At 42.4% G+C, this 12050-nt stretch carries 10 protein-coding genes and 1 pseudogene; 2 read left to right on the top strand and 9 right to left on the bottom strand.

The window, feature by feature from the left end:
• Positions 1 to 15: 15 nt before the first annotated feature.
• The 3 genes and pseudogenes from EP737_RS18160 to EP737_RS18175 all read right to left on the bottom strand — a co-directional run bounded on the left by EP737_RS18160 (position 16) and on the right by EP737_RS18175 (position 2040).
• Positions 16 to 1041 carry a LacI family DNA-binding transcriptional regulator gene (locus EP737_RS18160; RefSeq protein WP_129729575.1) on the bottom strand — a complete coding sequence of 342 codons (1026 nt, stop codon included), beginning with the start codon at positions 1039 to 1041 and terminating at the stop codon, positions 16 to 18.
• A 168-nt stretch (positions 1042 to 1209) separates the two neighbouring features.
• Positions 1210 to 1757, bottom strand: a pseudogene (locus EP737_RS18170) (alpha-amylase family glycosyl hydrolase); the annotation flags it as partial.
• 151 nt (positions 1758 to 1908) lie between these two features.
• Positions 1909 to 2040 (bottom strand): YuzL family protein, encoded by a 132-nt coding sequence (locus tag EP737_RS18175; protein WP_129729577.1) that lies wholly within the window; start codon positions 2038 to 2040, stop codon positions 1909 to 1911.
• 168 nt (positions 2041 to 2208) lie between these two features.
• Between EP737_RS18175 and EP737_RS18180 the strand changes: the two genes are divergently transcribed.
• Positions 2209 to 2364 carry a YfhD family protein gene (locus EP737_RS18180; protein ID WP_129729668.1) on the top strand — a complete coding sequence of 52 codons (156 nt, stop codon included), beginning with the start codon at positions 2209 to 2211 and terminating at the stop codon, positions 2362 to 2364.
• A 51-nt stretch (positions 2365 to 2415) separates the two neighbouring features.
• Here the strand turns inward: EP737_RS18180 and EP737_RS18185 are convergent, their stop codons facing one another.
• The 4 genes from EP737_RS18185 to EP737_RS18200 form a co-directional block, all read right to left on the bottom strand.
• Positions 2416 to 2838: a divergent PAP2 family protein gene (locus tag EP737_RS18185; protein ID WP_129729579.1), complete on the bottom strand. Its 423-nt coding sequence runs from the start codon at positions 2836 to 2838 to the stop codon at positions 2416 to 2418.
• A 183-nt stretch (positions 2839 to 3021) separates the two neighbouring features.
• Positions 3022 to 3942, bottom strand: coding sequence for an EamA family transporter RarD (rarD, locus tag EP737_RS18190; protein ID WP_129729581.1), 921 nt, complete (start codon positions 3940 to 3942; stop codon positions 3022 to 3024).
• Positions 3943 to 4305: 363 nt separating this feature from the next.
• Positions 4306 to 4743 (bottom strand): peptide-methionine (R)-S-oxide reductase MsrB, encoded by a 438-nt coding sequence (gene msrB / locus EP737_RS18195; protein ID WP_205650971.1) that lies wholly within the window; start codon positions 4741 to 4743, stop codon positions 4306 to 4308.
• Positions 4744 to 4812: 69 nt separating this feature from the next.
• Positions 4813 to 5058 (bottom strand): DUF1294 domain-containing protein, encoded by a 246-nt coding sequence (locus EP737_RS18200; RefSeq protein ID WP_379949284.1) that lies wholly within the window; start codon positions 5056 to 5058, stop codon positions 4813 to 4815.
• A gap of 333 nt (positions 5059 to 5391) precedes the next feature.
• Between EP737_RS18200 and EP737_RS18205 the strand changes: the two genes are divergently transcribed.
• Positions 5392 to 6045: a hypothetical protein gene (locus EP737_RS18205; protein ID WP_205650972.1), complete on the top strand. Its 654-nt coding sequence runs from the start codon at positions 5392 to 5394 to the stop codon at positions 6043 to 6045.
• Between the two features lie 449 nt (positions 6046 to 6494).
• Here the strand turns inward: EP737_RS18205 and EP737_RS18210 are convergent, their stop codons facing one another.
• Positions 6495 to 9860: a tubulin-like doman-containing protein gene (locus EP737_RS18210; protein WP_129729584.1), complete on the bottom strand. Its 3366-nt coding sequence runs from the start codon at positions 9858 to 9860 to the stop codon at positions 6495 to 6497.
• A 16-nt stretch (positions 9861 to 9876) separates the two neighbouring features.
• Positions 9877 to 12003: a vWA domain-containing protein gene (locus EP737_RS18215; protein ID WP_129729586.1), complete on the bottom strand. Its 2127-nt coding sequence runs from the start codon at positions 12001 to 12003 to the stop codon at positions 9877 to 9879.
• Between the last annotated feature and the right edge of the window lie 47 nt (positions 12004 to 12050).

A 12050-nucleotide genomic window follows, 5' to 3' on the forward strand; every position in this document is an offset into this window, starting at 1 on the left:
CGGTCTATCGTCCAGTCACTTTTCATAGTTCAGTCCTTTAGTAGATTCTCTAATGATAAGCTTTGGTTCATATTCCATATATAGAGGATTAATATCTTCTTTCCTGATTAAACCATCCAATAAAACAACCGCCTCTTCTCCCATCCTTACCTTGTCAACATGTACTGTTGTTAAAGGAGGATAAGACATCTTGGCATAATCGATATTATCAAATCCAACTACTGCTATATCGTTCGGGATTTTCCATCCCTTCCCTAGCAGAAACTGCATAGCACCTAAAGCCAGCATGTCATTTGTAGCAAAAATAGCCGTTAGTTTCTTGGCAGAAAAACGATCCCAATTGGCAGCTATACTCTTATAACCGTCATCAAATGCTGAAGTAGGAGAAAAATATACATCTTCCTCTGAAATTTCTCCTCCCAATTCAAGTATACGTTCACAAAAACCTTGAAGACGCAATTTATGACTGCGATGCTCCTGGGGACCCGCAATAACTCCAATTCGATGATGGCCCAATTGACTTAAATGATCCGCTACAAGCTGTCCTCCCTGATGGTCCTGATTCACTATTTGAATGATGTCATCCTTATCTGTTGTACCATTTACAATCAAATAAGGAACATTAAATTTATCAATATAACCAATCACTTCTTGATTAAGACGACTTATAAGAATAAGTCCATCCACTCTCTTTTCCAACATAAAATCAGCAGAATTTAAGGACATTTCCTTATCAGTCATTACAAAAACAGAATAATTAAGCTGCTCTGCTTTTTTGAGAATAGCATCCAATATTTTCCCGTAAAAAGGATGCGAAGCAATTGGATAATGTTGTCGGTAAATAATAACACCAAGATTATTGGTACGCTGTAAAACCATGGCCCTAGCTATACCATTTGGTTTATATTGCAGTTCTTGAATTGCATTTAATACCTTGTCCCTTGACTTTTGACTAGTGTAACCCTTCCCTGAAATCACACGTGAAACCGTGGACTTGGACACTCCCGCATGCAAAGCTATATCTTTAATATTCAGGCTCAATGAATTATCCTCACCTTTCGTAGATTAAATAGGACTGTAACATCTGTTTATCTAGTAGAATATAGCCTATATTCATTAGATATATGTTGATGTTTTATTAAGAAATTGTTAATACGGTTCTAGTACAAAAGTCTATGGAATTTACACCAAACAAAACCGGAACATACAATGAGCGCCAAAAGCAGCCGGAGTTGCATCTGTCACTTGAGCTGTTGTAACAAGTCCTGTTGATCTCCCTGACTCTTTCGCCAGTTCTAACACACTCTGAACTGGTTTTCCATTCACATCTACCCCAATTGCACCATTAGTAGTTTTTACAGCTGTAGCTTTGAATGTAACAAGGTCTACTGCACCACTTTCACTTTTATCCCATAAGCTTAAATGTTCAAATTGGAAAATCATATTAAACTTCCCTTTTTCCTCGCTAACCCAATCAGCAGCTTAATCAATTCTCACTCCATTTGCTTCACCGACAGTCATGATGTCTATTTCGAAAATGTTTCTTTCTTCAACTCAGAAAGAAGGTCGTTGATTCTCTCAACGTTCATCCTATAATCCCATGAAGGAACAACATATAATTGTTTTAGATTTGGCAAATTGGGGAATCCTGGTTCCTTCTTAATGTGATTAATCATATCAATTTGGCATCCATCAATTCCTTTGTCCAACCACCAGTTAATCGTTTTGTAAACAGCTTCCCTAGCTTCTTTATTTTCCTAGTTTATATCCCCCTTAAAATCGAAAATCCTATAATGTGTATAAAAACCCGCTTTTAAAAGGGGAATTTTTTTAAAAATAATGTTTATCAGTTATATTCAACAGATTAATGAGAACTACAGTAAAAAACCCACAGTATATACTGTGAGTTTACGGCTGCTTTTTCGGATGGCGAGAAGAATCCGCTTTAATTGTGCCTGTTTCTGTATTTGTTGTGCCTTGACCTTCCACATGAGCAGAATTCAGCTTTGATTTGGATGGATCAGCTTTTTTGTTTCCCATCTCATTCACCTCCGTTCTTACCTTTCCCCCACCTATTCTCTTTATACATGCACAAACAGCAGAAAGATAACTTCATCAAGACTTCTTTTTTCTGATAAAACAGAACATAAAACAAAGCAGCTTTACAAAAGCTATATTTGCATTTCATATAATAAGGAGATGTTGATGATGGTAAAAAAGAACTTTTCACAAAGTAAGATGTCTGACGGGCGCGATATTGAATTTTCACGTGAATTGGCCGATCAAGATGATTTAGAAGCATTGGAGCGTTCTAAGGCAGCAGACGAACGCATGAAGAGCAAGCCGCCAATGAAAAACAAGTAAAAACAAGAAGGCATGGCCTTCTTGTTTTTCTTTCTCTAACTGTGAGCTGCTTTAGTAATAAAATCCCGCGACAACAACCCCAAGAGCCGCTCCGACAATGACCTGATACGGCGTATGTCCAACTAGTTCGTTCAATTGTTTATAATTCTTTGCTTTCCCATGAAAAAAATCATTAAGAATTTTTGCCTGCTTACTGACGGCCAGCCGAACACCGGATGCATCATACATAACAATAATCGCAAAAATAAACGTCAGAGCAAACAAAGAACTATCAACCCCATGTTCAATACCAGTGGCTGTAGCTAAAGCTGTTACAGTAGCTGAATGGGAGCTCGGCATACCGCCCGAGGCAAAAAACTTTGCCAAGTTAATCTCTCTCGTTTTAATTAATACATGTATTACTTTTGCAAGTTGAGCCAAAAACCACGCAAGTACTGCACAAACTAATGGCCCATTGGCAAGCAAGTGTTCCATGGAACGCCTCCTTCTCAACGAAAAACTTTTCCTCTTATGATAGTATTTGACAGAGAAAATAGCAAATGTTTCTTTCTAAACAAAAAACACCCTTTTCTTCCATTGTCTTGCAACGGAAGAAAAGGGTGTTTCATCAGCTTATAAATACCTTCCTTTACATGTTTAGGACATCTTGATCCGTTTTTACTTGCCAAGCCTCGGTTGTCTCTTAACCATGAATTTTGTTTTAGCAAATGAAAACGTAAGAAGTGCTGCCCAAATAAAGCCAAATGCAACGGCATGCGCACTTGTGAAACGTTCCCCATATAAAAAGACTCCGATGCATAGGCTAATAGTTGGGGCAATATACTGCAAAAACCCAATCAAGGTGAGCGGAATTAATTTTGCTCCTTTGGCAAAATATAATAGCGGTACAGCTGTTGCCGCCCCTGCTCCTATTAATAAAAGAGTAACAGAAGGAGAGACCGTTCCAAATGCAATTTCCCCATTCATCTGTAGGCTAATTAAGTATAGAAGTGCAAATGGTGTAACAACAATCGTTTCAAACGTTAAACCAATTGATGCATCAAAGTTTATCAATTTCTTCACCAAGCCATACAAGCCAAAGCTAAACGCAAGCGTAAGCGCAATCCAAGGGAATGCACCATACCGAAGTGTCATCATGGCAACACCAACCGCTGCGAGGCACACCGCAACAATCTGCCACACATTAAGCCGTTCCTTTAGCACGACCATCCCTAGCAAAATACTAACAAGCGGGTTAATGTAATATCCAAGGCTAGTCTCAATAATATGATTATGATTAACTGCCCAAATGTAAAGAAACCAATTGATGCTAATTAGTAAAGATGCAATAGTTAACATTATGAAAGATTTAGGATGTTGCAGAAGCTTCTTACATTGCGTAATAAACTCTCCCCACTTCCCAGTAAACAGCAGGACAACCACCATAAAAATAAAAGACCAAAATACACGCTGCGCTAAAATCTCCTCAGCCGACACATCTTGCACAAGCTTCCAATATAACGGCAAAATCCCCCATATAAAATATGCTCCACCAGCGTATAAAATACCTTCCGTCTGTTTTGTTATTTGTCTCCCCATTATGCTCCTCCGATTTTTCTTTGCTGACTCTCTTCATCTGTTATAGTAGGATACATCTCTTCCTAGCACTTCCTTCCATAAAGTACCCTCCCCCCACATAAAGGAAAAAGTGCCTTTAGTGGAGGGAGAACATGCGGAAGACTTCATGAATCAACTGGGCCAGAATCACCCGGGTTGTTTTGCTACGGGAGCAAAGGCATGCCGTGCCTATATTTTCTTATGCTTTAAGAAAATATAGGTTTCCAGCTAGAAGCCATTCGACGTAGTCAGAAATGTTAGGAATACAATATAAGTAGGGCTCGCCAATCGTCGAGTTTTCTTTACAAGATAAAGTATAACTTTTCAGGGCGATGTCCGCTTTTCTTATTCAAACAGCTTTTTATATTCTCCATAGCCCTCTTTCTCGAGCTCTGCTTTCGGAATGAAACGGAGCGCTGCTGAATTGATGCAGTATCGTAAACCGCCTTGATCTCGCGGTCCATCGTTAAACACATGGCCTAAGTGAGAGTCTCCCTCTGCACTGCGCACTTCCGTACGAATCATTCCATGGCTAAGATCCCGTTTTTCTTGAATCCGTTCATTATGAAGCGGCTTTGTAAAGCTCGGCCAACCACAGCCGGAATCATATTTTTCTAACGAGCTAAACAGTGGCTCTCCTGACACAATATCCACGTACAGTCCTTCTTCCTTATGGCTCCAAAATTCATTTTGAAACGGTGGCTCTGTACCATTTTCCTGTGTAACCTTATATTGCATCGATGTCAGCTTCTGAATCACTTCCTGCTTTTTAGACTGCTCCACACATCATCCCTCCTAAGTATCATCGCATTCATTATAGCGAAATATATTGCGTAAGAAAAATGATGCGCCTTACATTTGCAATACAATGACTAGAAAAAGAAGGGCAAGAAGAGGCACTCCAACTACAAATGCCCGTTTGCGGGTTTTATGCCGAAATGTGTACATACCGATCCATATCCCAAATACTCCACCAGCTATCGCCGTCATAAATAAGCTTCGTTCGGGGATGCGCCGCAATCCTGCTCTTGCTCTTCTTTTATCAATTCCCATGAAAGAAAACGCCAAGATATTCACGGCGATTATATATAGCCACATCACACCAATCCCCTCCTTTACGCATCTAACGACTATACCACAAAAAGAAGCATACAGGAATATCCTGTATGCTATCGGTTTTGTAGATATACTTCTATGTGATTAACAATTTCCTGCTCGTCATCCCCCTCTGTACGGATTTGATAGTGATCTCCATTTAATCTTTCTTTTCTTCACCGACTCTTTTTACTTGTTTTGGAATTCCCCAAAAATTCCCACAAAAAATTTACCCCCATTTATGATTTAGGCTTATGTACTTAGTTATATAACCATTCATAAAAAAAATAGTCACATATCCTAACATTATATTTTCAGAATGAAAGGGCAATGTGTATGTACCATAATGGGTATGCGAATTTAAGTGGACAAAGACAGCCACAGGGTAACCAATATTTAGTGTCTCCATTTATTATTCAACAGCAAATACCTGAACCTAGACAAAGAGCAGGTTCTGGAGGATGGAGCAGTCCTGGTGGTCCTGGTGGATGGGGCGGTCCTGGTGGTCCTGGTGGTCCTGGTGGATGGAGCGGTCCTGGTGGTTCTGGAGGATGGGGCGGTCCTGGTGGTCCTGGTGGATGGAGCGGTCCTGGTGGTCCTGGTGGAGGGGGCGGTCCTGGTGGTCCTGGTGGATGGAGCGGTCCTGGTGGTCCTGGTGGAGGGGGCGGTCCTGGTGGTCCTGGTGGATGGAGCGGTCCTGGTGGTCCTGGTGGAGGGGGCGGTCCTGGTGGTCCTGGTGGATGGAGCGGTCCTGGTGGTCCTGGTGGATGGGGCGGTCCCGGTGGTCCTGGTGGTCCTGGTGGTCCTGGTGGATGGGGCGGTCCTGGTGGTCCTGGTGGATGGGGATTGCTTGGCAGTTTACTTGGTGGTGGACAAGGAGGTCTAGGTGGGCTGGGGTTGCTTAGCAGTTTACTTGGTGGTGGGAAAGGAAGTCTAGGTGGGCTGGGGTTGTTTGGCAGTTTGCTTGGTGGTGGAAAGTGGTTGTATTAAAATGAAAACATGGAATGGCTGAGGGCACTGAAAAAGTCCATTCGAAGAGAAAAAGAAACTAATCACCTACTATATATAGGTGGATAGCTTCTTTTTAATTTCTGTATGTTGATGAAAGACCCTATCACATATTCAAAGAACGCAAAAAAGAAGCTGTACAAAAATGCAGACAACTCATGAAAAATGTTTGATTTTTCACCCAATGTTGGCAAAAAGGACTCTCTGTAACGAAGAGTCCTTTATTTATAAGGATTTATTATATTGATTACATCATACGCATCATGGTTTAAGTCAGATTTAGTACCTATTGCACTTGGAATCACATCACTATTTAATAGACTTGTTATTAAAGCTGCCGCCGATATACAGATTGTTATCATCCTCTAACGCTATACAAAACACCCTCTTTTAGTTGTTCTATCTAAAAGGGTGGCAAAACAGACTTGCTTTTATGCAAGTTCCTCCTCTTCTTCTACTATCTCCTCTTGCACACCAAGCATATGAATCCATTTTTTATAGGAAGCGCTGTTTTCATCGACAAACTCTTTTGCATAGGAACGATTCCATAACTGCTCCGTAAAAATTGCTGCTTCTTTTCTCGCCATTGCTTCGGCACCTGCCCCGTAATAAGCTTTAAAGTATTGTACAATCTCATCAAGCAATAATCGCAGCAGTTCATCTGATGTTTCCTCGAGCGTCCCATCCCGCTTTGCTTCGCTTCCGTACATCAACACAACATCGAGTATATTATGGATAAACTCCTTTTTCAGCCATCGTACATCCTGTGCTCCGATTAAAAACGGATGTGTGTACAAATGGCCTCCCATTTGCAGCGCTTTTTCATGCTCTTGTTCAAAGCGGGTAATGATGTTTTCATATATAAACGGATTATGCAAAAGGGCCCGATGCAGCTTATAGCCTTCGTATGTTACATTTTTCCCCATCGACTGAATGAGAAAGCTGCGCCCAACTCCGTTATATTGATAGACAAATTGCTCCTCCACCCTTACGAGGCTAATCCAGCGATATATGAATGCATACAAATAAGCGCGATTACACTTTTCATAATCCATTTTCGTTTGGGTGGCGTTCAAATCCGGCATAAACGCTGGTAAATGCCAATACTTATCAAGATGCGGCGTTAAATTTGATTTCCGAATGTTCAGCTTGTTAATGCGGCGGTAATATGCCTGAAAATAGTCCCCCTTGCTATCTTCATACCCATTATGCGAATGCCCTGACGACAGCTTGGGGAAATCCTGAAGAGACAAGCCGTAATGAGCGCGGTAGCAAATGATTTCATATGGTGAAAATGCAGCATCGACTGTTTCCTTCTCTTGAAACACCTGCTGAAGCAGCTCATCGCTCACATCGCGCCTTACATTCGGATGGATGCCCCAATACTGCAGCTCACGATGATGCGGAACCTTCGGGATAAACGGACTCGCTAAATGTACAAGGTCGTCAATCTTTCTTTTTACATATTCCTCCCGATCCTCATTATAAAAGTCCGCTTCTTTCCGCAGCGCCTCAATAATGGTAAAATCCAATTTATCCCGATAACGCGTACGCAGCTCCTTCCGGCAATAGGAGAGAATATGGATGCGATAAAAGTCCTCAACCTTTTCCTTTATCTTCTCTTCTCCGTTCTCCTCTTGGCAATATGCGCGATATAGGCTTAAATAAATTTCACTAGAAATTTCATGCGGCAGCAGTCCGTTATCTACACTCTGATAAATTTGCTTCCACACCTTCTCCTGCATATCCTGTTCAGCGAGTACGTACACATTCGTCGGATTTGTTTTTCCTTCAAACTCCTTTGAACGCTTCTGAATTTCTAAGAGCAAGCTTTCCCTCGTCTCATATAAATTATCAAAAAAGCGTTCCCAATGCTTAATCATCTTATCAATCGCCTGATATAACGATTGATAGACAAGCTCAAGCAGCATTTCCTTTCGGTACTCGTTCAGCTTGTGTACATATTGCGTAATAATGTCCTGAAACTCCTTACGAAAGGCTCTCTGCTCATTATAAAACAACTTACCAAACCACCCTTGCTGCTCTGCCAGCTCAATGCGCCGCACTGCAGTCACAGTCCCATCAATATTTCCAACATTAAATTTTTTATCATAGTTTTGAATCATTGTCCGCTTTTGTTCGTTATTTTCCTGCAGACGTCTCATCCGCTCTGAGAGCAGCTTGCGAATTTCATACAGCATAAACCGCGCAGCTACCGGATGGACAGGAGACGGACGTTTCAAAAACCATGTATTCAGCTGATAGGACTGCCCCTCGGACCCGACTGGAGAAAACTGATCAGACTCCATCATATCGTACACAAGTGTTGTAACATGATCATGCACACGACTCGGAATGCTGTACGCGTATAGCCGTACCGCATGATCCAGACGGGCAACCTCCCCCTTTATCTGATCCTGTATCTTTAGCTTTGCTGTCGAAATTTTACATTCCCGCTGGAGACGATTTAGCTCCTCATCTTTTTGGATTGTACGCTGAATATAGCTCTCAACTGCTTCTAAAAACTGTTTTGTTTTTGAGAGGCCGCTTTTGCCTGCTTCTGCCCCTTCACGTGTTTCCTGGTAAATGCTCCGATAAAACGGATGGGCACGTTCCGGCCGATTTGCTAAATGCTCTAAATCCTCTAAAAAGCTTTTGCCGCGCTCCGGCTTCTCGCGCTGAATGCCGCGGCGCACATCCTGCTCATAGCGCAGCTTCTTTTCCTCATACAGCTTATCAAGATGAAGCCATGACTCATCGAGCCCCTGCACCGCCCATTTTAACGCGCTATATTCGAGCACATGCTCATACGGATAAATGATCCTTGCCGCCCCGGCCCCGCAATAGCGCGCCTTTCCGTTCGAATCGGCGAGCTGCTGAATTTGGTTATCCTCTTGCGCAAAATGGTTAGAGGAAAGAGGGCTAAACAGCTGCAAGTAAATCGTATTTGTCATTTGCTCCATATAATCTGAGAGACTTTGTAAATGATGACCATGCAAATTTTCATAGTCGTATAAGAAGCAATAATTATATGGCAAATGCTTTTGCGTAATAATATGATTGGTGCGCCCCTCTTCATCTACTTGATCAGGACGATATTCCAATTCAATTGTCACGCCGCCGCGCTGGGATAATTCCCCTGTTGAGCCAAGCGTAATAGCATGAAGCTCTTTTAACGATGCATAGCCATTCGCCTGCACAGATTCATATTCCTTGGCACTAATTGTTCTCGTTTTCACTAAAGCATCCGGCATCAAAAAAGCACCACGGATGAGAATATTATTATGATGCAGCTTTTTCCGAAGCATTTCCCGTAAATATAAAGCAATTTGTAAAAACATGCCTGATCCGGTCCCACCAGCAAGTGAAGTAATAATAATAACTCGGACCCCATACTCTGTCGTGTCAGTCGTTACTGGAAAAATTTTTTCGATTTCCTGCCAAAAGCTCGTTAGCTTATCGTCCTTCATTGCTGCCCGCAGCGCAAGCCGGGAAATGACGCGAAGCTGCCCTGCCCCGTCTGTAAGCGGTTTGTCTAAAATCGTCGGGTCATGTGGAAACCAATCGGTAATAGTTTGATCCTCCGCAATGTACTCTCTTGGTGTTTTACTCGAACTTGTTTGCGTCACGAATTTTCGAATATGCTGGAACTTGCTTACAGTATGGATATCCGTATCAAACACGTGCATCGCCACGCGTTTCTTTGCATCGCTTGGAATTTTTTCATATACATTATGAGTGATGGTGCTGCCGATGCCGCCGAGGCCGATGAGAATTGTAGGAACCTGCATGTTCATGCTTACCACACCCCTTTTAGTCGCATTCATAGCGGTATACTTCCTTACCGTATCCCTTATCGATCACAACCGTTTCATTTGGGTACAAGGTTTTATGCTCTTTGCCGATCTCCCCCTCCTCTAAAAATGAACCATCAATCATCATGCCTTCCACCTGTGACTCCTTCGCAATCCAAACAGCCTTTGTACCTTTTTTGGCAATGAAGATAATAGATTGGACAGTTCGCCGCTCACTGCGATACGGAATCCCTAGATAGTGACGCCACCAAGGATTACGAAGAAGCTGCGGCTCCGCCTCGTGAATCCAATCCTCAGAGATTGACTGGTCCAACTCATAATAGATTAATCCCTTCCTTTGAAAGCGCGGCCGTACCACCCATCCTACCAAAATGATAAGCACAACAAGAGCTGCTGCACCGACTGGAATAATAAAACGAAAAATAACAGCATACCTCTCAAAAAGGGAAACATCCTCGATTCTGAGCGTAACCTTTTGTTTTACCTCCTCGAATGCTGGATCCCGTAACGAAATCGTTGCCTCTACTAAACCCGTATCTGTAAAATTTAACGTGTCAGAGATATACGGACGCGGATATAAATAAAGCTGATTTCCATGCTGCTTCCATTCGTAGTTTATATGTTTATTAAAAGTGACAGAGGCTGATTCTAAAAGTCTAGCTACCTCAGTATCTTTCATCTCTTTTCCATTCAACAGCGGTTGGATGATAATCGGTTTGCTTTCTGTTAAATGGTTCACTCTTTCGTTCCAATCATTTGTTAGAACAGCGATAGAAAGCTTTGGCTTCGGTACAGGGGTAATACGAAACTCTTTTGACTGCCGGTAAAATCCCTTTATATTCATATGGATACTGCCGCGCACTGGCGCCGCACTCAATTTTATTTCGTACTGAAAGGCTTTGCGCTTCTCATTCCACCTCATAGAAGCAGAATTGCCATTATACTCAATTGACGAAGAAAAATAGAGCGCATCTACAGGCAAATCGTTTGGTTTTGCCTCGATTACAACCGTACTGCCCGCATACAGCCCATCCTTTGCCTCAACCAGGCGATTCTCTTCTTTCTTATATACATGCATTGTATAATCAAGAGCAGGTTCAGCAAGAACCTTCCACCTCACTGATGAGGAAACATTTCCTTGAAACTGTAATTCATAATCGCCCGGCTTCATCACATCTCCGGTTTTCGGTACAACATGAATGATAGAACCGGTAATCATATTATTTTCGGGTGTCTCCGTTTGAAACGGACCGTCGATTCGAAGTGATGGTGTATTTGCTTCCTCAAGACGCGGCAGCTGTTCCTGCCCGTTCGTCTGCTGGACTATCGTGAGCCGTCTGAGCGGAAAGGGGGTCGATACCTTCAACTTTTCGCCGTCCCGCTTCACCTGAACATAATCCTCAGCGCCGGAAAATGGATCTCGATTCGCAATCAATGCTGCTGCTTGATCAACACTTTTAATAATTCCATCCTCTTCTCCTGCCGTAAGCACCATCCCATTCATTGTATCCTGCCAAATTTGCTGAAAGGCATCCATTTGCGCCTTCTCCTCAGCACTTAAATCCTGGTCCATTGTAATTAAAACGCTATGGACTGACGCGTTTTTTCCTTCCATCCACGCCGCAAAAGACCGCATTGTGTCAGTAATTCTTTTTTTATTTGCATCGTATTGCGCACTTTGGGGCGACTCCAATTCGTTGAAAGCACCATCCGTTAACACAATCAACCAAAATTCGCCATTTGCATCCGCTGCAACCTGTCGTTTTATGGAAGCTATCGCCGTTTCCACTGCTGTAAACGGTGTATTTTTATACTGATTCCATTGACGAATGCTGTCAATTTCCTCTTGCCTCTTCGCCTTTGAAAGATCCATCGTTATTTCCTGGGAAGGCCGACTCATCGGAATGAATGAAAAAGAATCCCTCTCATCTAACAATCCAATAAAGCTTTGCAGTGCATAACTCGCATACTTCCAACGATCTTTTCCGTTTCTCATGCTGCCCGAATCATCATATACAAGCGCAACCGCTCTTTTCTTTGGTCCCTCCTTCTCTGCTAATCCTTGGATGGGCAACAGAGAAAACAACAACAATAAGATGCATGTGGCTATCAGCTGTTTTTTCATGATGGCTCGCCACCTTTACCATAGGATAGTCCTATGTTTAAATCTAT

It is taken from the genome of Ectobacillus funiculus, assembly GCF_004138295.1.
In the GTDB taxonomy this organism is placed as follows: Bacteria; Bacillota; Bacilli; order Bacillales; family Bacillaceae_G; genus Ectobacillus; species Ectobacillus funiculus.

Bases quoted from the DNA above. Each gene is read 5' to 3' on its own strand.
- EP737_RS18185 (WP_129729579.1), bottom strand. From the start codon at position 2,838: ATGGAACACTTGCTTGCCAATGGGCCATTAGTTTGTGCAGTACTTGCG.
- rarD (WP_129729581.1), bottom strand. From the start codon at position 3,942: ATGGGGAGACAAATAACAAAACAGACGGAAGGTATTTTATACGCTGGT.
- EP737_RS18200 (WP_379949284.1), bottom strand. From the start codon at position 5,058: ATGTGGCTATATATAATCGCCGTGAATATCTTGGCGTTTTCTTTCATG.
- EP737_RS18210 (WP_129729584.1), bottom strand. From the start codon at position 9,860: ATGAACATGCAGGTTCCTACAATTCTCATCGGCCTCGGCGGCATCGGC.
- EP737_RS18215 (WP_129729586.1), bottom strand. From the start codon at position 12,003: ATGAAAAAACAGCTGATAGCCACATGCATCTTATTGTTGTTGTTTTCT.
- EP737_RS18205 (WP_205650972.1), top strand. From the start codon at position 5,392: ATGTACCATAATGGGTATGCGAATTTAAGTGGACAAAGACAGCCACAG.
- EP737_RS18180 (WP_129729668.1), top strand. From the start codon at position 2,209: ATGGTAAAAAAGAACTTTTCACAAAGTAAGATGTCTGACGGGCGCGAT.
- EP737_RS18175 (WP_129729577.1), bottom strand. From the start codon at position 2,040: ATGGGAAACAAAAAAGCTGATCCATCCAAATCAAAGCTGAATTCTGCT.